General features: G+C 67.9%; 21 protein-coding genes. 13 read left to right on the top strand and 8 right to left on the bottom strand.

The genetic code is table 11. From position 1 onward, the window contains the following. Positions 1–283: 283 nt before the first annotated feature. Positions 284–2491 (bottom strand): TonB-dependent receptor, encoded by a 2208-nt coding sequence (locus tag VG543_RS01400; RefSeq protein WP_423177530.1) that lies wholly within the window; start codon positions 2489–2491, stop codon positions 284–286. Positions 2492–2627: 136 nt separating this feature from the next. Here VG543_RS01400 and VG543_RS01395 point away from each other — a divergent pair, with 136 nt between their 5' ends. After that, a complete protein-coding gene (locus VG543_RS01395; RefSeq protein ID WP_021202517.1) occupies positions 2628–3041 on the top strand; it encodes a MerC domain-containing protein in 414 nt (137 codons plus the stop codon). A 110-nt stretch (positions 3042–3151) separates the two neighbouring features. Continuing rightward, on the top strand, positions 3152–3331 hold the full coding sequence (locus VG543_RS01390) for a 30S ribosomal protein THX (protein WP_004150462.1): 180 nt from the start codon (positions 3152–3154) through the stop codon (positions 3329–3331). Between the two features lie 128 nt (positions 3332–3459). Here the strand turns inward: VG543_RS01390 and VG543_RS01385 are convergent, their stop codons facing one another. From VG543_RS01385 to VG543_RS01375, 3 genes are all read right to left on the bottom strand, one after another. Continuing rightward, complete coding sequence (locus VG543_RS01385; protein ID WP_423177529.1) at positions 3460–4710, bottom strand: ectonucleotide pyrophosphatase/phosphodiesterase; 1251 nt, start codon at positions 4708–4710, stop codon at positions 3460–3462. 408 nt (positions 4711–5118) lie between these two features. Further along, entirely contained in the window at positions 5119–5610 is a 492-nt protein-coding gene (locus VG543_RS01380; protein WP_423177528.1) for a methylated-DNA--[protein]-cysteine S-methyltransferase, read from the bottom strand. Next, positions 5607–7085, bottom strand: coding sequence for a DNA-3-methyladenine glycosylase 2 (locus tag VG543_RS01375; protein ID WP_019659161.1), 1479 nt, complete (start codon positions 7083–7085; stop codon positions 5607–5609). Before VG543_RS01375 ends, VG543_RS01380 begins: the two co-directional genes overlap by 4 nt. A 443-nt stretch (positions 7086–7528) precedes the next feature. On the opposite strand from VG543_RS01375, the gene VG543_RS01370 reads away from it, so the two are divergent. From VG543_RS01370 to ubiM, 4 genes are all read left to right on the top strand, one after another. Next, positions 7529–8689, top strand: a complete 1161-nt coding sequence (locus tag VG543_RS01370) for a hypothetical protein (protein ID WP_423177527.1) — start codon at positions 7529–7531, stop codon at positions 8687–8689. Positions 8690–8748: 59 nt separating this feature from the next. Continuing rightward, a complete protein-coding gene (locus VG543_RS01365; protein WP_019659159.1) occupies positions 8749–9294 on the top strand; it encodes a DUF4019 domain-containing protein in 546 nt (181 codons plus the stop codon). An 11-nt stretch (positions 9295–9305) separates the two neighbouring features. Further along, a complete protein-coding gene (locus VG543_RS01360; protein ID WP_019659158.1) occupies positions 9306–9695 on the top strand; it encodes an MAPEG family protein in 390 nt (129 codons plus the stop codon). Positions 9696–9775: 80 nt separating this feature from the next. Next, entirely contained in the window at positions 9776–10954 is a 1179-nt protein-coding gene (ubiM, locus tag VG543_RS01355; RefSeq protein ID WP_423177525.1) for a 5-demethoxyubiquinol-8 5-hydroxylase UbiM, read from the top strand. An 11-nt stretch (positions 10955–10965) separates the two neighbouring features. On the opposite strand, the gene VG543_RS01350 is transcribed toward ubiM, so the two are convergent. Further along, a complete protein-coding gene (locus tag VG543_RS01350) occupies positions 10966–11187 on the bottom strand; it encodes an RNA-binding S4 domain-containing protein (RefSeq protein ID WP_019659156.1) in 222 nt (73 codons plus the stop codon). A 264-nt stretch (positions 11188–11451) separates the two neighbouring features. On the opposite strand from VG543_RS01350, the gene VG543_RS01345 reads away from it, so the two are divergent. From VG543_RS01345 to VG543_RS01320, 6 genes are all read left to right on the top strand, one after another. Continuing rightward, positions 11452–13398 carry a DEAD/DEAH box helicase gene (locus tag VG543_RS01345; protein ID WP_251102961.1) on the top strand — a complete coding sequence of 649 codons (1947 nt, stop codon included), beginning with the start codon at positions 11452–11454 and terminating at the stop codon, positions 13396–13398. A 219-nt stretch (positions 13399–13617) separates the two neighbouring features. Continuing rightward, positions 13618–16041, top strand: a complete 2424-nt coding sequence (locus tag VG543_RS01340; RefSeq protein ID WP_423177524.1) for a putative bifunctional diguanylate cyclase/phosphodiesterase — start codon at positions 13618–13620, stop codon at positions 16039–16041. A gap of 109 nt (positions 16042–16150) precedes the next feature. Further along, a complete protein-coding gene (locus tag VG543_RS01335) occupies positions 16151–17815 on the top strand; it encodes a sensor domain-containing diguanylate cyclase (RefSeq protein ID WP_423177523.1) in 1665 nt (554 codons plus the stop codon). A gap of 34 nt (positions 17816–17849) precedes the next feature. After that, entirely contained in the window at positions 17850–18572 is a 723-nt protein-coding gene (locus VG543_RS01330; protein ID WP_019659152.1) for a pseudouridine synthase, read from the top strand. Positions 18573–18715: 143 nt separating this feature from the next. Next, on the top strand, positions 18716–19786 hold the full coding sequence (locus VG543_RS01325; protein WP_058983380.1) for a sensor domain-containing diguanylate cyclase: 1071 nt from the start codon (positions 18716–18718) through the stop codon (positions 19784–19786). Between the two features lie 162 nt (positions 19787–19948). After that, the gene (locus VG543_RS01320; protein WP_423177521.1) at positions 19949–21109 is read left to right on the top strand and encodes an AAA family ATPase; all 1161 of its coding nucleotides are present in this window, start codon (positions 19949–19951) and stop codon (positions 21107–21109) included. A 30-nt stretch (positions 21110–21139) separates the two neighbouring features. Here the strand turns inward: VG543_RS01320 and VG543_RS01315 are convergent, their stop codons facing one another. Further along, complete coding sequence (locus tag VG543_RS01315; protein ID WP_010486385.1) at positions 21140–22087, bottom strand: DMT family transporter; 948 nt, start codon at positions 22085–22087, stop codon at positions 21140–21142. Between the two features lie 78 nt (positions 22088–22165). Here VG543_RS01315 and VG543_RS01310 point away from each other — a divergent pair, with 78 nt between their 5' ends. Further along, positions 22166–22780: a Pr6Pr family membrane protein gene (locus VG543_RS01310; RefSeq protein ID WP_026346926.1), complete on the top strand. Its 615-nt coding sequence runs from the start codon at positions 22166–22168 to the stop codon at positions 22778–22780. Here the strand turns inward: VG543_RS01310 and VG543_RS01305 are convergent. Further along, entirely contained in the window at positions 22701–23576 is an 876-nt protein-coding gene (locus tag VG543_RS01305) for a DUF72 domain-containing protein (RefSeq protein ID WP_171952272.1), read from the bottom strand. The two genes, VG543_RS01310 and VG543_RS01305, sit on opposite strands and share 80 nt — an antisense overlap. Further along, positions 23573–24016 (bottom strand): VOC family protein, encoded by a 444-nt coding sequence (locus VG543_RS01300; RefSeq protein WP_180832689.1) that lies wholly within the window; start codon positions 24014–24016, stop codon positions 23573–23575. Before VG543_RS01300 ends, VG543_RS01305 begins: the two co-directional genes overlap by 4 nt. Between the last annotated feature and the right edge of the window lie 26 nt (positions 24017–24042).

Raw genomic sequence — 24042 nt, 5'->3', positions numbered from 1 at the left:
TTCAAGGAAGCGATGCTCTGCCTCCGCAATGTCGCCGGCCAGCCAAGCGGTTCTCCCGCGTTTGGCGATTGCAAGGAAGCGTTCTTCCAGTTCGGCATCGAGACTCAGGGCCGTGCAACTGTTTCCGCTCAGTTTGTCTATTGGATTGACACCGGGCTGAGTCTAGCCGCGTAGCAGATGGTGATGCGTCGGTAGTGCGCCGCTTTCACCAGTTCATGCCATATACGACAAAAAAAGGGGGCCTTTCGGCCCCCTCAGGTAATGTTCCGACGGCGCAGGCCGATCAGAAGAACGCGCGGATGCCGAACGCGACACCACGGCCCGGCAGCGGCGAGTAGTCGCGCAGCAGCGAAGTATGCGGGCGCACTTCGCGGTTGGTCAGGTTGCTGCCATCCAGGAACACCTCATAGCTGTTACTGGCGTTGCGATCCCAGCGGTAGGCCAGGTGCGCGTCGACCAGGGTGTAGCCGTTGCTCGGCTCCTCGTTCTGCGCGACGTCCTTCTGGCGGCTGTAACGCACCGCACCGACCGAGGCGCGCCAGCCGTCCTTCGACCAGCGCAGGTCGGCACCGACGCGGGCCGGGGCGATGCGCGGCAGGTAGCCGGTGTTGGCAAGTTCCACGCTGTAGTTATGGTTGTGGTCGCCATGCGGAACGGCAATGTCGAGGTTGCGGCTGCCGCTGCCATCCAGCTTGGCCTTCACGTAGTCACCGAACAGGCGCAGATCCCAGTCACCGGCGCCACCCTCGAACAGGTGCACCAGCGCTTCGGCCTCGGCACCGCGGAACACCGCGTCCTGCTGGGTCCAGGCGCGGACCGGCAGGCCTTCGGTAACACCGGTGTCGGCCAGGTAGATGAAGTCCTTGAACCTGGTCTGGTAGACCGACGCGGAGAAGTCCAGGCGCTCGCTGTGGGTGTGGATACCCAGTTCCACGCGCTGGCCGCGCTCGGTCTTCAGGTTGGCGTCGCCGATTTCCAGCGAACGGGTGGCGATGTGCGCGCCGGCGGCGTACAGCTCTTCGTTGGTCGGTGCACGCTCGGAGCTGTCCACGCCGATGCGCAGGTCAACGGCGTCGTTGAGCTTCCAGATGCCGGCGGCAGACAGGTTGGTGGCGCCGAACGTGCGGCGCCGGTAATCACCGGTCGGGTCCAGCTTGACCTGGTCGTGGCGGCCGCCCAGTTCCAGCTTGAACGGTCCGAACTGCTTTTCCTGCAGCACGAACAGGCCGATGTTCTTCGTGCCTGTATCCGGAACGAACGCCTCTTCGCCCTTGGCACCGAAATCACTGTTGCCGAACTGCAGGCCGAAGGCACCGTCCCAGCCACCGATCTGCTGCTGCACCGCTTCCAGGCGCGCTTCGATGCCACGGTTGGTGAAGCGGGTCGACGGCGTGCCGGCCTCCAGCTCCACGTGCTCGTAGTCGGTATAGGCCACGCGTGCGTTGATGTTCTTCAGGAACGAGACCGGGTCATAGATGCCGGCCTTGGTCTCGAAGCGGTTCTGGACCATGTCGATGCGCACGTCATGCTCGTCGCCGCCTTCCTCTTCGTCGCCATGGTCGTGGCCGTGGTCATGGCCGTGATCGTCGCCATCGGCGTGCACGTGCGCGCCGTTGGGAATGCCGTAGTTGGTGCGGTAGGTGCTGGCCGACACGCCGAAGTAGCCGCCGTCGCCCAGCCAGGTCGCACCGACGCCACCGGCACGGGTGCGGATCGAGCTGTTGTCGAGGCGGCCGCGACGCGGCTCTTCGCCTTCCTCGCCTGCGTGGTCATGGTCGTGGTCGTCGTGGTGGTCTTCCAGGCTGTCGATCACCGCGTAGCCAGGGATACGGTAGTCGTCGCCATTGCGCACCAGGCCGTCCACATGAAGCACGACATTGCCGCTGACGCCATCGAGGCGGAACATGCCGCTGCGCTCGTTGTTTACCGAATTGCCACGCAGCTCGGCGCGGCCGCTGAGCGGGCGCTCGGGCAGCTCCCGCGCGATGCGGCCGTCGACCACATTGACCGCACCACCGATGGCACCGCTGCCGAACAGCAGCGTCGCCGGCCCCTTCAGCACTTCGATCTGGTCGGCCAGGAACGGCTCGATGCTGGTGGCGTGGTCGGCACTGACGGTAGAGGCATCCATGTTGCCCATGCCGTTGGACAGCACGGCCACACGCGGGCCTTCCTGGCCGCGGATGATCGGGCGCCCGACGCCGGGCCCGAAGAAGGTGCTCTGCACGCCGGGCAGCTTGGCCACGGTATCGCCGAGGGTGCCGGCCTTCTGCTCGTCCAGGCGCTCACCGGCCAGAACCTCCACCGGGCGGGCCAGCGATTCGGCATCGCCCTGCAGTGGCGACGCGGTGACCTGCACCGACGACAGTTCAGTCAGGTGGCGGTCACGATGGGAATCGTCTTCGCTGGCGGCGAAGGCAACGGTCGGAAGCAGGGCGGCGAGGGCCAGGGCCAGCGAATGCGGCTTGAGCCGTGGGGTGTGGGCAGGCATGGATCGGTCCTTTGTTACAATGTATCAATCGCAGGGCGCACGAATCCCGCCGATGGGAGAGGGGGAGGGGAAACCGTGCGGTTCGGGAAGGGATGTTATATTATTCCATAACGATTCGCCGACCCTGCTGGAAGTCATGTCCCTGTCCTCACGCCTGCGCCATCTGCTCGACCGTTTCGGCGCTACCGGTTCGATGCTGTGCGCGGTGCACTGCGCGGTGATTCCCGTACTGCTGGCGGCGGCGCCTTCGCTGGGCCTGTCGTTCTGGCTGGGCGATGGCGTGGAGCAGGCGCTGGTGGTGTTCGTGACCCTGCTCGGGCTGTTCAGCCTGGTATGGGGCTACCGCCGCCACGGCGCGCTGCGCGCGCTGGGCTTCCTGATTCCCGGCCTGGTCGCGTTGTGGGCCGGTGTGCTGTACGACCCGCTGCACCACAACGCCGTGCCGCATGCGGTGGTGATGACCATCGGCGGCCTGCTGGTGGGGGTGGCCCACCTGGTCAATCTTCGCCTCAACCACGGCCACGTGCACGACGCCAGCTGCGCGCACTAGGCGCTCCGTGATAGGATTTTCGATCGTGCGCGGGGGCGCCCAGCAAGGCGGCCCCGCCGAACCCGTGTCAGTACGGGGTAACCAGATTTCACACTTGAGGAGTTGAAGACATGGGTAAGGGTGACCGCAAGACCGCCAAGGGCAAGCGCTACAACGCCAGCTACGGCAACGCCCGTTCGCACACCGCGAGCAAGGTCGCCGTAGGCGCCGCCGCCCCGGTTGCCAAGAAGACCGTGGCCAAGGCTCCGGCGAAGAAGGCTGTGGCGAAGAAGGCCGTCGCCAAGGCCTGATCCGGCCGACCGACCGGTCCAAAGAAAAACGCGGCGCCTGGCGCCGCGTTTTTTTATGCACGTTCTTGTAGAGCCGAGCCCATGCCCGGCGCAATGCAGCCGAGCGTGGGCTCGGCTCTACAATCGGATCAGCGCAGGGTCTTCTTCAGCGTTTCCGGATTTCCGTCGTTCGGCGCGGCCGGCACCTGCAGCAGGTGCGCCAGCAGCGGGTAGACGTCGACATTGTCGAAGCCATCGATCACCAAACCCTGTCGGAATGACGGGCCGCTGGCCACGAACACGGCACGCATGGAGGGCAGGGCATTGTCGTAGCCATGCGAGCCGCGATCCTGATGGTCGCGTTTGGCGATTTTCTCCTGATGCAGGGCATCCCAGCCTTCATCCATGGCACAGACGATGGCCGGAACCCGCGGATGCGTGCCGTAGTGCCAGCGTGCCGGCAGGTTCTCCTTCTTCCAGCATTCGTAGTGCGCGTGGCGTCCGAGCAGGGCGCGTTCGGCTTCCGCGTCGTGGCCGGCGACCGGCGCAAAACCCACCGACTGGCCCTGGCTGACATTGCGCGCGATGGCCGGGTCGGCCATCGACTCGGTGGAGATCACCTGGCCGACCGGCACGCTGGCCATGCCATGGTCAGAGACCACGATCACGTTGGTGGTCGCGGCCAGGCCGCGCTGCTGCAGCCCATCGAGCACCTGGCCGACGATCTGGTCGGCGCGCACGATGGCGTCGGCATACTGCTTCGACTCGGGGCCGTAGTTGTGGCCGGCCTTGTCCACGTGTTCCATGTACAGCGTGGTGAGGCGCGGTGCATCAGCATCGGTCTGCGCCAGCCAGTCGAGCACGATGCCGGCCCGCTGTTCCAGCGGTTGCTTGCCGTCGTACACGCGCCACTTGCTGGGGCGCACGCCGCGGATTTCAGACTCACTGCCCGGCCACGCCGTGGTGGCCGAACGTACGCCAGCGTTCTCGGCACTGACCCAGATCGGTTCGCCACCCCACCAGCCGCTGGTGGTGACCGCGTCGCGGTTGCTCAGTTCGAAACGGCCCAGGGTTGCATCGTCCATGCTGTTGTTGACGATGCCGTGGTGGTCCGGACGCAGGCCGGTGACGATGGTGTAGTGGTTGGGGAAGGTCAGCGACGGATAGGACGGCGTCATCCAGCGTGCACGCACGCCGCCGTCGATCAGTCGCTGCAGGTTCGGGGTCAGGCCGCGGTCCAGCGCGTCGGCACGCAGGCCATCGATGGAGATCAGCAGCAGCTTGGGCGGCGCAGCCGCAGCGACGGGTGTGGGAACGGAGGCGGAAGGCGCGGGCGTGGTGGTGCAGGCGGCCAATGGCAGCAGCAGCGCCAGCGCGCAGGTCAGGCGTACGGAAGTCATCCGCGCATGATAGTGCGAGGTAATGACGCGCCCAAGACACGGCGCACTATTGCGCGCCGTGTCCGCGCATTTTTCCTTATCCCCGCGCCTGTCGGCGCGCCCCCTTCAACAAGAAGGGGGCTTTTCTCCAGACAATTTACAGACGCTTCATCCACGCATGGCGTGGATCTACCGCGTCGACCAAGGTCGACACCTACCCACCGCCGCGGGAATCTGTCGAAGGTGGGGCGGTGTGGGTTGGCAGGACCGTTGGCGCCATGGATGGCGCCATCGAGCCCCCATGGATGGGTTTACGGCGTGTCCTGCCCACCCATACCGCCCCACCCAACGCGTAGAAAATCGGAGCTGTATTGGCTCTTGACCTTGCCGTTGCCTCTGCGGGTGCCGAGCGCAGCCCGGCCAGCCCTCTCAGGCGAACAGCGGGGCCTGGCGTTGTTCCAGCCGAAGCAGCGCCGCCTTGGTTTCCAGGCCGCCGCCGAAACCGGTCAGTGCGCCGTTGCTGCCGATCACGCGGTGGCAGGGCAGGATGATCGGCAGCGGGTTGCGCCCGTTGGCTGCACCGACCGCACGGGTCGCGCTGGGTTGGCCCAGGTGCTGCGCCAGCTGCAGGTAGCTCCAGGTCTGGCCGAACGGAATCAACGCCAGCGCCTGCCACACACGCAGCTGGAACGGCGTGCCGCGTGGTGCCAGCACAAGGTCGAAGCTGCTGCGTTCGCCGTGCAGGAACTGCAGCACTTGCTCGCGCGCTTCCGGCAGCGCATCCGGTGCGTAGTGCCAGTCATCGCGCCCGCGTGCCGGATGGCGGTTCTCGGGGAAAAGCACATGTGACAGGCCACGTTCGTCACCGGCGATGGTCAACACGCCGATCGGGCTGTCGAAACGGTCGAACAACAGGGTCATGTCGGTTCTCCAACGAACGTGCCGGACAGGTGCCACAGGTGCAGCACCGCGTAGGCGCGCCACGGCCGCCACGGTTGCGAGCGCGCTTCGGTTGCACGTTCGCTCAGGCGCTGGCCCTGCGCGTGGCCGAGCACCTGCTGCAGTACAAGATCGCCGGCCGGGAACGCATCGGGCTGGCCGAGCCCGCGCAGGGCGATGTACTGCGCCGTCCACGGGCCGATGCCGGGCAGCGCGACGCAGCGCGCAACGAATTCCTCCAATGCCTGCCCGGGCGCGAAGTCGAGCTGGCCGCTGGCGCAGGCGGCCGCCAGCGCACGCACGGTGGCGGCGCGGCTGCGCGGCAGGCCGATCGATTCCAGGGGCGCCTCGGCCAGCACCTCGGGCGCCGGGAACTGGCGATCGAATTCCGATGGCATGCCCGGCAGGTGCGCGCCATAGGCGTCGACCAGGCGCCGCGCGAAGGTGGTGGCTGCGGCCACACTGACCTGCTGTCCGAGCACGGCGCGTACGCCCACCTCGAAGCCATCCCAGCCGCCGGGTACGCGCAGCCCGGGGCGTTCGGCGATGCCGCGCGCCAGCAAGGGTTCTTCGCTCAGCGCGGCGTGCACCTGCTGCAGGTCCGCGTCCAGATCGAATACGCGGCGCACGCGGCGCACGATGTCCGGAATCAGACGCGGATCGACCGCGCCCAGCTGCAGGCGCAACTCCGGGCGCTTCGGGTCGGCGGTGACCCGCAGCAGGGTGGGGCGTTCGGGCGTGCCCAGCACACGCTGGTAGCTGTCTTCGCCGATCAGTTCGATGCCAGGCAGGCTGCGTTTGCGCAGGAAGGCCAGCATGCGCGGGAAGTCCAGCGGCGGGCGATACACCAGGCGCAGCACCAGGCCGCCGTCATCGGCGGCCAGCGGCTGGTGCTGGCGGCGCAGCGCCGTCGGTGCCATGCCGCAACCCTGCAGGAAGGCGGTGTTGAAGCGGCGCAGGCTGTTGTAGCCGGCGGCCAGCGCAACGTCGGTCACCGGCAGCGTGGTCTCGGTCAGCAGTTGCTTGGCCAGCAGCAGGCGATGGGTGGCGTGGATCTGCGCCGGCGTCGCGCCCAGGTGTTCAACGAACAGGCGCTGCAGCTGGCGCGCGCTCAGGCCGATCTTCTGCGCGAGGTCCGCGACGGGCTGCTCCTGAAGGAAGCCGCCATGGATCAGGGCGAGTGCGCGCTGCACGGTCTGCCCGGCCAATGCCTGCTGGGCCTGCGGTGCCAGTTCAGGACGGCAGCGCAGGCATGGGCGGTAGCCGGCAGCTGCGGCCGCAGCGGCGGTGGGGTAGTAGGTGATGTTGCGCGGCTTCGGTGGCGGTGCCGGGCACACCGGGCGGCAGTAGATGCCGGTGCTGCGCACGGCGGTGAAGAACACGCCGTCGAAGCGTGCGTCGCGGGCCAGGCGGGCACGGTCGCAGGCGGCGGTGTCGAGGGCGAGGGCGGTATCCATGGCGCCAGTCTAGGCGTGTGCGGCTGGAGATACTCGCCACATTCGGACATGGATGCTGAAGAGGGTTGGGCAGGGCTGCGCCCTGCACCCGCAGAGGCAACAGCAACAGCAGGCTTCCTGCGGGAGGGCGGGGTGGGGCCGGTGGCAGGGGCGCTGCAAGTACGTCCCTGTAGCTCGGTTGCGCCATCCATGGCGCTCACGCCCCTGCCACCGGACCCACCCCGCCTTCGACAGTTTCCCGCGGCCTGCCGGAACGGCATCCCGCTCTGGGTGTCGACCTTGGTCGACACGGCAGATCCACGCCATGCGTGGATGGAGTGGTGCAAGACGCTGTAATGAAAAGGTTGGAGCCAGAGGGTCAGAAGGGGTTCAGTGCCACGCGCTGAACGGGTGCCCCGGACGGGTAGACTGTGGCTCCTGCTCACGTGAAGACTGGTTGCCCGATGTCCGCCAAACGCCGCTGGTTGCCCCTGTTGTGCCTGGTCCTGGCGGGCTGCAGCCAGCTGGAAAATCCGGGCAATGTGACTGCTGCCGACAAGGCGGCGCGGGCACCGGCCAGCGATGGCGAGAACATGGTGTCGATCAATGCGGCCGATGCACCGCCACCGCCAGCGCCGCCGCGCAGCCAGGCGGATCGGCCGTGGCCGCAGGCGCAGCTTGAGAATGGCCGTGCCTGGGTCAGCTGCAGCACGGAATATGCTGGCGATGCCGGCGACGGTGTCGAGCTGGAAGGCCTGCAGCGCGAGCAGATCACCCAGGCGCTGGCGCCGTGCGCCGAGCGCGGCCTGATGCGCGTGCGTTACGCCGGCAAGATCAATCCGGGCTTCGCCGAGATGATGTGGCGGTTGGCGGTGGTCGCCGACCAGCAGAAGATCCACAAGCGCATCCTCGATCTGGATTCCAGCGGCGGCCAGGTGGAATCGGCGATCGTTGCCGGTGACAGCATCGGTGAATCCGGCTGGACCATCTGGGTGCGCGAAGGCTCGATCTGCCACAGCGCCTGCGTGTTCGTGCTGGCCGCCGGTGACAACCGCCTGCTGTCGGGCAAGGTCGGCATCCACCGCATGATGCGGATCAGCTCCAAGGCCACCTCGCGCGCGGAACTCAACCGCGAGCTGCACGAGGTCTACGACAACGTGAAGGACTATCTGCAGCGCAATGGCGTGGCGGTGGGCGTGGCCGATCTGATGATGACCGTGCCCAACCGCAGCCTGCGCCTGCTGACTCCGGACGAGCTGCGCCAGTACGGCCTGGATGGGACCAATGCGGTGCAGGATGATCTGGAACGGATCAAGCAGATGCGTGCCTGCGGCGATGATTTCGTGCAGCGCAAGGACGCGTTCCTGGTCGCCTTCGACCAGCAATGCAAGCGCGAAGGCGCCGACATGGAGTCGATCAACAGCTGCGGCCAGGCGTTGAAACAGCGCTTCGGCTTTCCCGACGCGGTGTGCCCGGACGAAAGCCCGCTGTCGGAGATCGATGTGGCGACGCTGCCCCCGGCACCGCCGGAACCGCCGATGGCCGAGCAGGCAGCCGACGATGCAGGCAAGTCTGCGGCGCAGGCCGATGCGGCGGCGGTGGAAGGCAACGCCCACGCGCGCTGACGAACCGCTCACCGCGCTGGCGTAGACTGCGGTCCTTTCCTCGAGAACCGGCGGTGTCCATGAAGCGCGCGCTCCTGCTGCTGTCCCTGCTGCCCCTGACTGCGTTGGCGCAGGCACCTGCGCCGGCCACGCCGGCACCGGCACCCGCGCGCCCGGCCCCGGCATCGCCGGCGGCTGCGAAACCGGCCACCGCCGGCGCTCCGGCATTGACCGCCGCGCAGCAGGCGCAGGTGCAGAAGCAGGACGCCGAAATGGGCGCGGCTGCGTTGAAGGCGGCGCAGCTGGTCGATGCCAACCGCGCCGGCGAACTGTGGGATGGCGCTTCGGCCGTCGCCCGTCGTGCAGTGCCGAAGGCCGCCTTCGTCAGCCAGCTGACCACCGAGCGTGCGCGCCTGGGTGCGTTGGCCGGGCGTGGCCAGCCCACCATCACCCGGGTCAAGTACAGCGCCGGTGCTGCGGTGCCGGAAGGGCTGTACATCAACGTCAGCTTCCCGACCCGTTTCGCCAACAGCGCGCAGCCGGTGCGCGAGCTGGTCTCGTTCCGTTTCGACGAAGACCAAGTGTGGCGCCTGGCCGGTTACAGCCTGCGTGCGTCGGCACCCTGAGGAGATGAGCGATGGCAACTGAACTGACAATGCTGGCCTGGTCGATCGTGCTCGGCTTCGTGTACATCTTCGCCACCTCCACCGTGGTCACCCGCGAGCGCGGGATGAAGTGGAATGCCTCGGCACGCGATGGCGATGCAAAGCCGCTCAGCCCGCTGGCCGGCCGCCTGCAGCGGGCCCAGGCCAACTTCCTGGAAACCTTCCCGTTCTTCGCCGCTGCCGCCATTGCAGTAGTCGTGTCCGGTCGCGGCAACGGCACCACGGCGCTGGCTGCGCAGGCCTACTTCTGGGCGCGTGTGGTCTATCTGCCCCTGTACGCGGCCGGCGTGCCCTACCTGCGCAGCCTGGTGTGGCTGGTGTCGCTGCTGTCGATCCTGGCGCTGGTGTTCGCGTTGTTGTGACCCGCGCCTGATCCAGATCAAGGACGGTCAGGCGCACGGCGCTATGCTGGCCCGGACTGAATCAACGGCAGGAGACGCGCATGCGCAGGATGGACGTGGTGGTGGTCGGCGCCGGACCGGCGGGCCTGTGCTTCGCTCGGGCGCTGGCCGGCAGTGGCCTGGAGGTCGGGCTGGTCGAAGTTCAACCGCGCCAGGCGCTGGCCGAGGCCGCCTTCGATGGCCGCGAGATCGCGTTGACCCATGCCTCGCGGCAGAGCATGGAGCAGCTGGGGCTGTGGCAGCGCCTGCCGCCGGCCGAAGTCGCTGAACTGCGAGATGCCAAGGTGATGAACGGCGGTTCGCCGTTCGCGCTGACCTTCGCCAGCAGCCAGGTCGACGGCCAGCCGCTGGGCTGGCTGGTGCCCAACCATCTGATCCGCCGCGCTGCATGGAATGCCGTGCAGGACCAGGATGGTCTGGACCTGTTCGACGGGCGCAAGGTGCAGCGCGTCCAGGCCGATGCGCAGGGCCACGTGGTCAGACTCGATGACGGCAGCCAACTGCACGCCCGCCTGCTGGTCGCGGCTGACAGCCGCTTCTCCGCCACCCGCCGCATGCTTGGCATCGGTGCGCAGATGCGCGACTTCGGCAAGTCGATGCTGGTGTGCCGCATGCAGGTCGAGCGCGACCATCACCACACGGCCTGGGAATGGTTCGGTTACGGCCGCACCATGGCGCTGCTGCCGCTCAACGAGGGCCAGGCATCGGCGGTGATCACGCTGCAGCCGCGGCAGATCGAAGAACTGCTGGCGATGGATGAGGTGGCCTTCGGCGATGCCATCAGTGCGTGCTTTGAACATCGCCTGGGCCGCATGCAGCCGGTGGCGACGCCGCAGGCGTACCCGCTGGTAGGTGTGTACGCGCACCGTTTCGTCGGCGAGCGTTCTGCGCTGATCGGCGATGCCGCAGTCGGCATGCATCCGGTCACCGCGCATGGCTTCAACCTGGGCCTGGCCAGCGCACAGCGGCTGGCGCAGGGCATCGTCGCGCAGCAGCGTCGCGGTGCCGACATTGCTGCCGCCGGCATGCTGACCAGCTACCAGCGGGGCCATCGGCTGGCGTCGCGGCCGCTTTACGAAGCCACCAATGCGATCGCCAGCCTGTACACCGACGACCGTCGCCCGGCGCGCCTGCTGCGTGCGGCTGGCCTGCGCCTGGCGCAGGGCGTGGCACCGTTCAGGCAGCTGATCGCCTCGCACCTGACCCAGCGCGTGGCCTGAACGGCTTCAGATCAGCCGGCAGCCAGCACCCGGATCTGGCTGCCGGAAAATTCGACCACCTGGCCCGCGCGGATCTTGCAGGCCTTGCGCAGCTCGATTTCGCCATCGACCCGCACCTGGCCTTCACTGATGACCATCTTGGCCTCGCCGCCGCTGGTGACCAGGTCGGCCAGCTTGAGCAGCTGCTTGAGTTCGACGTAGTCACCGTCGAGGTCGAATTCGAGAATCTGCATGGAGCGGGTTCCTGGGAAGAGGGCGCAGGCCAGCGGCCGGGCCGGGAAGCGGGCGCGTATTGTGCGCCAGCACGGGCTCGACGGCACGCGCACGGAAAGCTGTACGCCTCGTTCAGGATCAATGCGGTATCATCCCGCTCTGAGCGAGTGAAATCTCCTCCGACCGAGCAGCGCCAGGGCACGCGATAAGAAGGGCGCCCAAAGCGCGGACCATCCCTTTTTTATCGCACTGCCAGGAAGACGGCAGTGCCTTCGGAGTTCCCCATGTCCCAAGATTCCCAAGCGCCGCTGCAGTTCGCGCAGCTCGGCCTGTCCGAGCCCGTGATGCAGGCGGTCACCGCCATCGGCTACGAAACCCCGTCGCCGATCCAGGCCGCCACCATCCCGGCGATGCTGGAAGGCCGCGACGTGCTGGGCCAGGCCCAGACCGGTACCGGCAAGACCGCTGCGTTCGCACTGCCGGTACTGTCCAACATCGACCTGCAGCAGATCAAGCCGCAGGCCCTGATCCTGGCGCCGACCCGCGAACTGGCCATCCAGGTCGCCGAGGCGTTCCAGTCCTACTCGTCGAAGATCCCGGGCTTCCGCGTGCTGCCGGTGTACGGCGGCCAGCCTTACGGGCAGCAGCTGTCGGCGCTGCGCCGTGGCGTGCACATCGTGGTCGGTACCCCCGGCCGCGTGATCGACCACCTGGACCGCAGCACCCTGGACCTGTCCGAGCTGAAGACCCTGGTGCTGGACGAAGCCGATGAAATGCTTCGCATGGGCTTCATCGACGACGTCGAAGCGGTGCTGAAGAAGCTGCCGGAGCAGCGCCAGGTGGCCCTGTTCTCGGCCACCATGCCGCCGCAGATCCGCCGCATCGCGCAGACCTACCTGCAGGATCCGGTGGAAGTGACCATTGCGGCCAAGACCACCACCTCGGCCAACATCCGCCAGCGTTACTGGTGGGTGAGCGGCATGCACAAGCTGGATGCGCTGACCCGCATCCTGGAAGTCGAGCCGTTCGACGCGATGATCATCTTCGCGCGCACCAAGGCCGGCACCGAAGAACTGGCCAGCAAGCTGCAGGCCCGTGGCCTGGCCGCTGCCGCCATCAACGGCGACATGCAGCAGGCCCAGCGTGAGCGCACCATCGCCATGCTGAAGGAAGGCAAGCTGGACATCCTGGTTGCCACCGACGTGGCCGCGCGCGGCCTGGACGTGGAGCGCATCAGCCACGTGCTGAACTACGACATCCCGTACGACACCGAAAGCTACGTGCACCGCATCGGCCGTACCGGTCGTGCCGGCCGCAGCGGCGAGGCGATCCTGTTCGCGACCCCGCGCGAGAAGGGCATGCTGCGCCAGATCGAGCGCGCCACCCGCCAGCCGATCGAAGAGATGCAGCTGCCGAGCGTGGAAGCGGTCAACGACACCCGCATCAACAAGTTCACCTCGCGCATCAGCGAAACCCTGGGTGCCGGTGGCCTGGACTTCTACCGCCAGCTGCTGGAGCGCTTCGAGAACGAGCAGAACGTGCCGGCCATCGAGATCGCCGCCGCGCTGGCCAGGATGCTGCAGGGTGACACCCCGTTCCTGCTGCAGCCGCCGGTGCGTACCCCGCGTGAAGAGCGCGCCCCGCGCGAGCGTTTCGACCGTGGCGACCGTCCGGAGCGTGGCGATCGCTTCGACCGCAACGAGCGCGGTCCGCGCTTCGAGCGTGGCCCGCGTCGCGACGACGCCGAAGGTGGTTTCGAGCAGCGTCCGCGCCGTGAGGTTCCGCCGCGTGGTGCACCGGAGCAGGGCATGGAGACCTACCGCATTTCGGTGGGGCATCAGCATGGCGTGAAGCCGGCCAACATCGTCGGCGCCATTGCCAACGAAGCGGGCCTGGAAAGCCGCTTCATCGGCCGCATCGACATCCACGACGACTTCTCGCTGCTGGACCTGCCGGCACAGATGCCGCCGGACGTGCTGTCGCACCTGCAGAAGGTGTGGGTGTCCGGCCAGCAGCTGCAGATGCGTGCGCTGGCTCCGGGTGAAGAAACCAACCCGGCCCCGCGTCCGTTCAAGCCGCGCTTCGACAAGCGTGGCCCGGGCGGCCCGGGTGGCCCGCGTCGTGGTGGCCCGGGTGGTCCGGGTGGCCATGGTGGCGACCGCGGCGGTGACCGCGACAGCCGCCCGCCGCGTCGTGACGGCTTCAAGCCGCGCGGCCCGCGCAGCTTCTAAGCCGCACCCGCAGCCGTCCATAACAACGCCAGCCCCCGGGCTGGCGTACAGGAAAAGGGGGACGGAGGGGATTAAGTCGTAAATGGCAGGCCATGCGCTTATGCCGAAAACGACTTAATCCCCTCCGTCCCCTTTTTCGCATGGCCCACACATTGCCGGTCATAGGCTGGGCCGGTTCCAAGGCAGGTTGTCACCGCAGCACATTCGGGGGGATCCGGGATGGGTAGAAGTGGCACGGACCAGCAGAGCCGGCGGGTGCCGATGACCCGTGGGCTGGGATTGCGCTTTGCGTTGTTGACGGGCATGGCGATCGGGCTGGTCGCATTGTCCGCGTTGATCCAGGAACTGCAGGCGGCTTCGACGGCCTGGATCGCCGGGCAGGGTTACTGGTCACGCGGGCAGCAGGATGCCACTGCTGCGCTGAGCCGCTACCTGGCGCGCGGCCATGCCCAGGACCTGGAGGACGCGCGCCAGGCCCTGCGGATTCCGTTGGGAGATCTGCAGGCCCGGTTGGCGCTGGAACAGGCGGTACCGGACGAGGAGAAGGCCCGGCAGGGCTTCCTGCAGGGTGGCAACGCGCATGCCGATATCCCGCGTCTGGTGTTCTCGTTCCGCTATGCACGCGACATCGGCGCCTTCCGCGAAGCAACCGCGTTGTGGCGGCAGACCGACGATGACCTGTTGGCGGTGCAGCGGCTGGTCGCCGAGCTGCAGTCGGCGCACGCCGAAGGCACGCTGCCAGTGGCCGACCGCGACCGTTACCTGCAACAGTTGCGCGATCTGGACCGGCGGCTGCAGGTGCAGGCGCAGTCGTTTTCCCGAGCGTTGCTGCGCATGGCCACGATGGTGCGGATCGCCACGCTCGTGGTTGGTGGGCTGTCGGTGCTTGCGATCAGCCTGATGGCGGTGGCCCTCGCGCGCCGCGTCGGCAAGGACCTGACCGAACATGAAAGCCGCTTCCGCGCCGCCTTCTATCAGGCCAATGTCGGCATGCTCAAGCTCGACACCGAAGGCAAGGTGATCGAAGCCAACCAGGCGATGGCCGATATCCTCGACTACCGGCGCGACGTGCTGCTGCAGATGTCGTTGGGCGATCTGCTGATGGACGGCGAGCTTGTCATCGATGGGGTGGGCCGTATCGACTGGGACCGGCAGCTGCGGCCGAGCGAACTGCGCTTCCGCCGTCGCGATGGCAGCCTGGTCTGGGGCCGCTGGAGCGGCACCGGCGTGCGCAGCGCCGCCGGTGGCCTGTCGGTGTTCGCGATCATCGAGGACGTCAGCCAGAACCATGCACTGGCGCGCGAGATCGAGCACCACGCCAGCCATGACCCGCTGACCGGCCTGATCAACCGCCGCGAGATCGAACGGCTGCTGGAACGCGCGCTGTTGCAGGTGCGCAGCGAAGGCGGCACGCACGCGCTGTGCTATATCAACCTGGACCATTTCAAGCTGGTCAACGACAGCTTCGGCCACGCCGCTGGTGACCAGATGCTGCGCGCCTTCGCCGAGTACCTGGTGGCGGCGGTGCGTGATGGTGACTGGGTCGGCCGGCTGGGTGCGGACGAGTTCGCGGTGTTCCTCGCCCATGCCGGGCAGGACGAGGCCAAGCGCGTGCTGCAGCGGGTGATCCGCAACCTGGGCCAGGCCACGTTTCCGATCAGCGAGGGCAGCCCGCAGCTGAGCTGCAGCATCGGCGTGGTCGAGGTCAGTGCAGATGCGCCGGACGTGAACTGGTTGATGAGTGCCGCCGACAGCGCCTGCTATGCCGCCAAGCAGGCCGGGCGCAACCGCGTGCACTGCTTCAATGAGAACCGCATGGCGCTGGAGGAGCGGCGGCAGGAGGCCGAGCGCCTGCAGGGCGTCAGCCTGGCGATGGCCGAGAATCGCATGCTGCTGTATGCACAGCGCATCGCCCGCGTGGGGGATCCGTCCTACCTGCACTACGAGGTGCTGGTGCGCATGCGTGGCACCGATGGCAGCCTGCATCTGCCCGGCCAGTTCATGCCGGCGGTGGAGCGCTATGGCATGGCGGTGGCGCTGGACCGGCACGTGCTCGGGCTGCTGTTCCGCCACCTGCAGGTGTGCCCGGCGCACGTGCGCCAGCTGGGCCTGTGCAACGTCAACGTGTCCGCGCAGTCGATCGCCGAACCGGGATTCCTCGCCTTCGTCTGCGACCTGCTCGAGCGCAACCGCACGCTGGCCTCCAAGCTGTGCTTCGAGATCACCGAGACTGCGGCGATCAGCAACCTCAGCCAGGCCCGCGCCTTCATCGATGCGGTGAAGGCACGGGGGTGCCGGATGGCGCTGGATGACTTCGGCTCCGGCCTGTCTTCCTTCGGCTACCTGCGCCAGTTGCCGGCGGACATCCTGAAGATCGACGGCGCCTTCGTGCGCGACATGGATACCGACCCTGTCAGCCATGCCACGGTGCGCGCGATCAGCGAGCTCGGGCGCGAGCTGCAGATGGAAGTGGTGGCCGAGTGGGTGGAGACCGCCGAGGTTGCCGGTGCGCTGACCCGGCTTGGCGTACAGGGGCTGCAGGGCTATGCCATCGAACGGCCGCAGCCGCTGGAGCGGCTGACCCTGGTCGATCTGCGCCCGGTACGGCTGGTCGCGGTGAAGGGGCCGCCGGCGGCTGGCTGAACCGCGGGCGCCGACTTTGGTGTACACATGCGTGGCGTGCCCGGCTGCGATAATGCGCGTCAGGGGCGGCGCGCAGTGGGCGCGGACGTAAGCAGGAACAGGACGTGGCGTGGGCGGCAGGCAGTGGCGGTATGGAACAGGAGCGGTGCTGGCCGTCCTGATGGTGTGGTTGGCGTTGCCGTGGCCGCTTCAGGCTGCGGAGGCCGTGTCGGGTCATGATTATCTCCTGGTCGGCGGCGCTACCGACGAGCCGACGCCGCACCGCGCATGCACGCCGCAGATGCTGTCCGGCGCCCGCCAGCAGGTGCTGGTACCGGCTCCGCCGCAGGGCTGGTCAGGCCAACCGCAGGCGCTGGACGTGTTCAACGTCTTTGCCGGTGAAGTGCGCGTCCAGCATGGTGACCGCGAGATCTGCGGCAACATGCACGACGCGCGCACCCGCGATTCACGTTTCCGGGCTGGCATCGGCCTGGTGGCGGTACCGCCGGCCGGCAGCCATGAGCCGTTCCTGGTCTCCTGGCAGACACCGCTGAAGACACGTTGGGTACCGACCCTGCGGCTGGGCGCGCCCAGCCCGGTGCAGCAGAACGACACCGCCCGCCTGCTGGTGCGCGCGGCCTGCATCGCGGTGGCGATCGCGCTGGCGCTGTCGGCGTTGATGGCCTTCCTGACCACCCGGGACCGCAGTTTCCTGGTCTACATCGCCGGCACCACCGTGATGGTGCTGTGGCAGGCCATCCTCGGCGGGCTCAGCGGCTATCCGGAACCCTGGCTGCCGGTGGGCGAGCACGGCGCCTGGTGGCTGCTGGCGCTGACCGCTGCGACCCAGGCACTGGTGCTGCCGGCGCTGTGGCGGCTGAACGGAGGCGATCGCGTGCTGCCTCGATCGCGCCCGGCCCAAGTGGCGGTGTTGTGGGCCCTGATGGCGCTGGCCGTGCTGGTGCCGTGGCTGCGCTGGGAGCATCTGGCCTGGGTCGCGAAGGGCTTGCAGGTGTCCTATCTGTCCGGATGTGGCCTGGCACTGATGGTCGGCGTCTGGGCACGCTGGCGCGGCGACCGTTGGGCGCAGGCGGGTCTGGCCGCGCTGGCACCGATGCTGGTACTGATCATCGCCGATGCCTGTGGTGCGGCGTGGCTGCTGGAATACCGGGTGGAGGCGCTGCAGCTGGCGGTGACCTGGCTGTTGATGATGGCCGCGTATGCGTTGAACCAGCGGCTGGGCCGGCTGCGCCAGCAGCGTGATGAACTTCGCCAGCTGGCCGAGACCGACGGCCTGACCGGGCTTCCCAACCGTCGCGCCGGACTGCAGCAGCTGGCCCGCCATCTGGAACGGGTGGACCGTGAGCGCGGCCCGTTGGTGATCGGCTTCCTCGACATCGACCTGTTCAAGGACATCAACGACCGCCATGGTCACGCCGTGGGCGACCTGGTGCTGGTGGCGGTGGCGCGTGCCCTGCGCGTGGCAGTGCGCAGCCAGGACGAAGTGGTACGGATGGGCGGCGAAGAGTTCCTGCTGCTGATGCCGGGCATGCCGCGCGAGGCCGCTTCGGCGCGACTGGACCGGTTGCGCCAGCGCATCACCGAGGCTGGCCAGGCCCTGCAGGTGCCGGGGCTGGAGGTGACCGCCAGCATCGGCCTGGCGCAGTGGCGACCGGGCGAGGACGATCTGGCCGGGCTGCTGCGGCGCGCCGACCATGCCATGTACGTGGCAAAGCGGGCGGGCCGCAACCGGGTGTTCGACGGCGAGGAGCTTGATCCGCCCGCCCTGGCATGAAGCGCAGCGGGCGGCGATGCCGGATAATGGGCCGATGACCACCCGACTCAACAAACATATCGCCGACACCGGCTTCTGCTCCCGCCGCGAGGCCGATCGCCTGATCGCCGCGCGCCGCGTTACCGTCAACGGCCATCCGGCCGGTACCGGCGCGGTGGTAGGCGAGGAAGACCAGGTGCTGGTCGACGGCCAGCCGCTGCGCGCCCGCGTGGCACGCAAGCCCGGCGCCCGCCGCCACGTCTACATCGCACTGAACAAGCCGGTAGGCGTCACCTGCACGACCGAAACTTCGGTCAAGGGCAACATCGTCGACTTCGTCGGCCACGAACAGCGCATCTTCCCGATAGGCCGCCTGGACAAGGACTCCGAAGGCCTGATCCTGATGACCAGCAATGGCGATATCGTCAACCAGATCCTGCGTGCCGAGAACGGCCACCAGAAGGAATACCTGGTAGCGGTGAACAAGCCGGTCACCGATGAGTTCCTGCGCGGCATGGCGCGCGGCGTGCGCATCCACGACCAGATGACGCTGCCGTGCAAGACCTCGCGCATCGCCAAGTTCGGTTTCCGCATCACCCTGCAGCAGGGCCTGAACCGGCAGATCCGCCTGATGGCTGCCGAGTTCGGCTATCGCGTGACCCAGCTGCGCCGCGTGCGCATCGACAACATCAAGATCGGCGCGCTGAAGCCGGGCCAGTGGCGCAACCTGACCGAGCAGGAGCTGCAGGGCCTGCTGCCGAAGCAGCTGGACTGGTAACGCGCGGTAGTGCCGGCCGCTGGCCGGCTACTCCAGGCATCGAATGCGCGCGGGATGCCGGCCAGCGGCCGGCACTACCCGTTGTGCGGATTACGCGCCGGCATCAGCTAGACTTTGCAGTGACCTGCCGGAAGTGACGCTGCATGATCAAGCCCGACAAGCCTGCCAACGAAGCCCTCCGGCTCGAGGCGCTGTACCGCTACCGGATCCTTGATTCGCAGCGCGAGAAGTCATTCGACGACCTGGTGGCGATCGCCAAGGCGGTCTGCGGTACCTCGATGGCGGCGGTGACCCTGATTGACGTCGAACGGCAATGGTTCAAGTCGATCCAGGGCATCGACGCGGCGGAAAACCTGCGCAGCGAATCGATGTGTGGCCACGCCATCCTGCAGCCGCACGAAATCATGGTGGTCGAGGATGCGTTGCAGGACATCCGCTTCCACGACAACCCGGTGGTGACCGGCGACCCGCACATCCGCTTCTACGCCGGTGCGCCGCTGATCAGTTCCGATGGCCTGCCGCTGGGTACGCTGTGCGTGTTCGATGCACAGCCGCAGCACCTGCCAAGCGACAAGGCCGAGGCGCTGGCCGCGCTGTCGCGGCAGGTGATGCTGGTGATGGAGCTGCGCCGTTTCGCGCTCGACATCCAGAACCACATGCTGGAACGCGATGATTACGAGCGCCTGCTGTCGGAGTACCACGACGTGCTGCTGGCGCAGAACGCCGACCTGGCCGAGCAGAGCCGCACCGATGCGCTGACCGGCCTGCCGAACCGCCGCGCGATGGCGGCGGCGCTGGACGAGGCAGTGGCGGTGACCGGGGATCAGCCCGCTGTGGCCTGCGTCGCGCTGCTGGACATCGACCACTTCAAGCACATCAACGATTTCCAGGGCCACGCCACCGGCGACCGGGTGCTGGCCGAGCTGGGCACGCTGCTGCGCTCGCACTTCGCCGGCCGTGGCATGGCCGCGCGCTATGGCGGCGAGGAGTTCGTGGCGGTGATGCCGGCGACCGACCTGCAAACCGCCGAACTTCAGTGCGAGTTCCTGCGCCTGGCCGTTGCTGATCTGCCGCTGGGGTTCCCGGTCACGATCAGTATTGGAGTGGCCCAGCACCAGCCCGGTGAAAGCGTGGATGAGACGCTGGCACGTGCCGACAAGGCGCTGTACCGGGCCAAGGGCAAAGGTCGCAACCGGGTGGAACGGGCGGACTGAAACACGGCGGTTCGCGCGTTGAACGCATGCGACGCGTGGATGATTCGATGCCGCTCCAGTAGATCCACGCCATGCGTGGATGCTCTTCCCGTTTCACTTGGCGTCGCAGCTCCTGCGATCAGAACCGGCCAGCATGACGCCCTGTTTCCCCGGACGCCGCCCATGCTGCAGACCCTGGCCATCGCCCACTATCGTTCGCTGCACGGGCTCGTACTGCCGCTGCAGCAGTTGAATGTGGTGACCGGTGACAACGGCAGTGGCAAGTCCAGCCTGTACCGTGCCCTGCGCCTGCTGGCCGAGACCGCGCAGGGCGGCGTCGCGGCGGTGCTGGCCCGCGAAGGCGGGCTGGGCTCGGCGCTGTGGGCGGGTCCGGAAAAAATGGACCGTCGGGTTGCTGCCGGCGAAATCCCCCTGCAGGGCGGCCCACGCCAGGAATCGGTGGGATTGAAGTTGGGCTTCGCCACTGACGAATTCGGCTACGCCATCGATCTGGGCTACCCGCCGCCCAGTCGATCGGCCTTCGCACTGGACCCGCAGATCAAGGTGGAGGCGATCTGGGCCGGCCCGTTCCTGCGCAGCGCCAACCTGCTGGTTGATCGCCGTGGGGCAATGGTTCGGCAACGTCATGCGCGCGGTTGGGATCTGGTGGATGACAGGTTGTCGCTGTTCGACAGCCTGTTCACCCAGGTCGGCGATCCGCAGCGCCTGCCGGAAACCATCGCCCTGCGCGAGTACATCCGGCGTTGGCGCTTCTACGATCATTTCCGCAGCGATGCCGATGCCCCGGCGCGGCAATCGGCGATGGCCACGCGCACGCCGGTGCTGCATCACGACGGCCGGGATCTGGCCGCGGCCTGGGTCACCATCCTCGAGATCGGTGACCCGGTGGCGTTGGCACGCAGCGTCGATGATGCGTTCCCCGGTGCCACGGTCGGCTTTGAAGAGCTGGACGGTCGACTGGCCCTGCGCTTCCACCAGCCGGGGTTGCTGCGGCCGTTGTCGATGGCCGAACTGTCCGACGGTACGCTGCGCTTCCTGCTGCTGGCTGCTGCGCTGCACACGCCGCGTCCACCGCCGCTGCTGGTGCTCAACGAGCCGGAGACCAGCCTGCATCCGGACCTGCTGCCGGCGCTGGCGCGGCTGATCATCGCAGCCAGTGCGCGCAGCCAGGTATGGGTGGTGTCACACGCCAGCCGCCTGATCGCGGCGCTGGAACAGGCGCCAGGGTGCCATTCGCTGCATCTGTACAAGGAACTGGGCCGCACGCTGTTGAGCGGGCAGGGCCTGCTGGATGCGCCGGCCTGGCATTGGCCGCAGCGTTGATACGGGCGTCCACGCCATGCGTGGATGCATTCAATCGGCGATGTTGCGCGCCTCGGCCGTGCCAAGAATCTCCGGATGCTGCACCGGCTTGCGGCGGTTCAGCAGCGGATGCAGGAACACCGCGCCGACGATGATCGCCACGCCCAGGTAGAACCACGGGGTGACCTCGTGCTGCTCGCGCAGCAGCACCACCGCCAGCACCACCGCATAGACCGGCTCCAGGTTGGTCACCAGCTGCACCGTGTAGGCGCTCAGGTGGCGCAGTGCGACCAGGGCCAGGGCAAACGGCAGCAGCGTGCAGAACCCGGCCAGCACCAGCAGCAGGATGCCGTCGTGCAGGTCCGGGACCACCCACAACGGGCTGGCCAGCGCAGGAAGCAGGTAGGGCATCAGCGGCGCCAGCAGGGTCAGGGTGAGGGTGCCCGCACCCAGCTCCAGCGCGGTGACCGTGAGCGGATCGGCGTGGCTGACCATGCGCTTGTTGAGCGAGCCGAACACCGCCACCAGCAGCGCTGAGATCGCGCCGATCAACACACCCAGCCGCATGCCATCGGGCACGCCACCGACCACCAGCGCAACACCCGGCAGCACCGCCAGGCCGAACGCCAGCTCACGCAGCTGGAACGGCCGCTTGGCCACCCACGGTTCGATGATCGAGGTGAACACCGGCGCCAGTGCGATGCAGGTGGCAGCCACCGAGGCATTGGCCAGCTTCACCGCGCCATAGAAGGTCAGCCAATGCAGGGCGACCAGCGCGCCAATGCCGGCGTAGCCGGCGACCAGCCGCAGGGGCAGGGTGCGCAACCCGCGCCAGACCCGTGGCAGCAGGGCCAGCATCGCCGTCACCAGCAGCATGCGCCACCACACCAGCGGCAGTGCGGGCAGGGTGATCAGCTTGCCGAGGATGGCGGTGATGCCCCACAGCAGGACACAGAAGTGGATCTGCCACAGCGCTTTGCGGGTGTCGGGTGTGCTCATCGGCCTATTGTGAGGCAATCCCGCGGCCGTCGGCGATGACTGTGGCATGCTCGCGGCATCGACCCAGAGAACCGAGCCATGGCAGCCGATTGCTCCCTTCTGCGCGGATGGGCCGCACTGACTGCCCTGATGGCGGCAGCCTCGCTGCTGTTGCAGTACCTGTTGCTGGTGCAGGGGCCGGGGGCGGCGGCCGGAATCGGCGTGGCGACGCTGCGTTTCTTCGGCTATTTCACCATTCTCAGCAACCTGGCTGTCTGCGTCGGATGTGGGTGGGTGGTCCTTGGCAGAGTGCTCAAGCCGGCGGTGGCGGCGAGCCTGGCGCTGTGCATCGGTGTGACCGCGTGCGTCTACGTGCTTGCATTGCAGGGGCTGTGGCAACCGACCGGGCTGCAATGGTGGGTCGATGCGGGCCTGCACTATGTCGTGCCTGCCCTGTTCCTGCTGGGGTGGCTGCTGCTGTTGCCGCACGGTGAGCTGCGCTGGCGCGCGCTGGGCGGCGTGCTGCTGGTACCGCTGGCCTACCTTGGCTGGGCGATGCTGGTCGCTGCAATGACCGGACAGGCGCCGTATCCATTCCTCGAACTGCAACGCCTGGGCCTGGCGGCCTTCCTGCTCAACGTGCTGCGCGTTGCGGGCGTGTTCGTGGTGGGCTGGACCCTGCTGTGGGGGCTGGACCGCTGGCGCCGTCGATGAGGCGCTGCAGGGCCATCGCTGCCGCCGGGTTGCGGGCCTTGCCGGCACCGATGCACAGCAGGTAGACCTCGCGCGGGGTTTCCGGGGCGTGCCCGGCCAGACAGGGCAGGTCGTCCACCGGCTCGCCGCGTGACCAGCGTCGCGCGCGTTCAGCCCAGCGCTGCTGCACGGGCGCAGGCAGGCCCTCTTTCAAGCGGGCCTGGCTGCGCTTGATCCGCGCGTAGACGAAGCCCGAACTGACGTCGCCGTGCAGCGGCGCCTCGTCGCTGTCCTCGATCACCAGTGCCACGCCGTGGCGGCGCGCGGCGGCGACCAGTGCGGGGCCATGTGCTGCGGCATTGCGGACCTCCAGCGCATGCTGCAGCGGCACCCCTTCCAGCTGCTTCGGCAGCTGCGCCATCAGCGCGTCCAGTGCATCGGCGTCGGCCGGGTGGCGTGGATCGAACTGCCACAACAACGGGCCAAGCCGGTCACCGAGCGCGATCGCTGCCTGCAGGAAGGGCGCGGCTGCCTCCACCGTGCTGGACAGGTCGCGGCGCTGCACCAGGTAGCGTGGTGCCTTCATCGCAAAGCGGAAGCCTTCCGGCGTCTGCGCGGCCCACTGCGCGCACTGTGCGGCGGTGGGCGTGCGGTAGAAGGTGCCGTTGATTTCGATGCAGCGCAGGGCGCGGCTGGCATGGGCCAGCTCTTCACGCTGCGGCAGGCCCACGGGGTAGAAAACGCCGCCGCGCCATTCAGGAAACACCCAGCCACCGATGCCGCAGCGGATCTCCGCCTGCCGGTCGGTCGCGGTCACTGGCCGTGGTCCGTGCGCCACGGGTCGTAGCTGCCGAACCACCACAGATAGCCTTCGGGGTCGGCGCAGGCATAGCCACGGCCGCCGTAGTCCTGGTCGGCGATGTCGATGACGATGCGGGCACCGGCGGCCTTGGCCCGGGCGTAGTGCGCGTCGGCATCGGTGACGATCACGCAGGCACTCTGCGTCTGGCGGCCGCCGACCTCATCAGGCAACGCCGCATGCTCGCTCCACGCGCTCTGGTTGCTGGCCGAGCCCAGCATGATCATGCCGGTGCCGAAGGTCAGCTGCGCATGGAACACCGTGTCGCCGTCGGCATACACGGCCTGGGCATGGAAGCCGAAGGCGCGCTGCAGCCAGTCGATGGCGCCCTGCGCGTCGCGATAGCGCAGGCACGGAATGATGGTGGAGCCGTTGCTCGGTTGGCCGTTTCCGCCCATGACACCCCTCCAATGGCACAGGGCAG

The organism is Stenotrophomonas sp. CASM101, from assembly GCF_049384845.1.
In the GTDB taxonomy this organism is placed as follows: domain Bacteria; phylum Pseudomonadota; class Gammaproteobacteria; order Xanthomonadales; family Xanthomonadaceae; genus Stenotrophomonas; species Stenotrophomonas hibiscicola.
Note: the sequence above shows the minus strand (reverse complement) of the source record. Positions and strands in the feature narration are given on the sequence as shown.

Excerpts from the sequence above, each read along its gene's own strand:
- VG543_RS01400 (WP_423177530.1), bottom strand. The coding sequence starts at position 2,491 with ATGCCTGCCCACACCCCACGGCTCAAGCCGCATTCGCTGGCCCTGGCC.
- VG543_RS01395 (WP_021202517.1), top strand. The coding sequence starts at position 2,628 with ATGTCCCTGTCCTCACGCCTGCGCCATCTGCTCGACCGTTTCGGCGCT.
- VG543_RS01390 (WP_004150462.1), top strand. The coding sequence starts at position 3,152 with ATGGGTAAGGGTGACCGCAAGACCGCCAAGGGCAAGCGCTACAACGCC.
- VG543_RS01385 (WP_423177529.1), bottom strand. The coding sequence starts at position 4,710 with ATGACTTCCGTACGCCTGACCTGCGCGCTGGCGCTGCTGCTGCCATTG.
- VG543_RS01380 (WP_423177528.1), bottom strand. The coding sequence starts at position 5,610 with ATGACCCTGTTGTTCGACCGTTTCGACAGCCCGATCGGCGTGTTGACC.
- VG543_RS01375 (WP_019659161.1), bottom strand. The coding sequence starts at position 7,085 with ATGGATACCGCCCTCGCCCTCGACACCGCCGCCTGCGACCGTGCCCGC.
- VG543_RS01370 (WP_423177527.1), top strand. The coding sequence starts at position 7,529 with ATGTCCGCCAAACGCCGCTGGTTGCCCCTGTTGTGCCTGGTCCTGGCG.
- VG543_RS01365 (WP_019659159.1), top strand. The coding sequence starts at position 8,749 with ATGAAGCGCGCGCTCCTGCTGCTGTCCCTGCTGCCCCTGACTGCGTTG.
- VG543_RS01360 (WP_019659158.1), top strand. The coding sequence starts at position 9,306 with ATGGCAACTGAACTGACAATGCTGGCCTGGTCGATCGTGCTCGGCTTC.
- ubiM (WP_423177525.1), top strand. The coding sequence starts at position 9,776 with ATGCGCAGGATGGACGTGGTGGTGGTCGGCGCCGGACCGGCGGGCCTG.
- VG543_RS01350 (WP_019659156.1), bottom strand. The coding sequence starts at position 11,187 with ATGCAGATTCTCGAATTCGACCTCGACGGTGACTACGTCGAACTCAAG.
- VG543_RS01345 (WP_251102961.1), top strand. The coding sequence starts at position 11,452 with ATGTCCCAAGATTCCCAAGCGCCGCTGCAGTTCGCGCAGCTCGGCCTG.
- VG543_RS01340 (WP_423177524.1), top strand. The coding sequence starts at position 13,618 with ATGGGTAGAAGTGGCACGGACCAGCAGAGCCGGCGGGTGCCGATGACC.
- VG543_RS01330 (WP_019659152.1), top strand. The coding sequence starts at position 17,850 with ATGACCACCCGACTCAACAAACATATCGCCGACACCGGCTTCTGCTCC.
- VG543_RS01325 (WP_058983380.1), top strand. The coding sequence starts at position 18,716 with ATGATCAAGCCCGACAAGCCTGCCAACGAAGCCCTCCGGCTCGAGGCG.
- VG543_RS01320 (WP_423177521.1), top strand. The coding sequence starts at position 19,949 with ATGCTGCAGACCCTGGCCATCGCCCACTATCGTTCGCTGCACGGGCTC.
- VG543_RS01315 (WP_010486385.1), bottom strand. The coding sequence starts at position 22,087 with ATGAGCACACCCGACACCCGCAAAGCGCTGTGGCAGATCCACTTCTGT.
- VG543_RS01310 (WP_026346926.1), top strand. The coding sequence starts at position 22,166 with ATGGCAGCCGATTGCTCCCTTCTGCGCGGATGGGCCGCACTGACTGCC.
- VG543_RS01300 (WP_180832689.1), bottom strand. The coding sequence starts at position 24,016 with ATGGGCGGAAACGGCCAACCGAGCAACGGCTCCACCATCATTCCGTGC.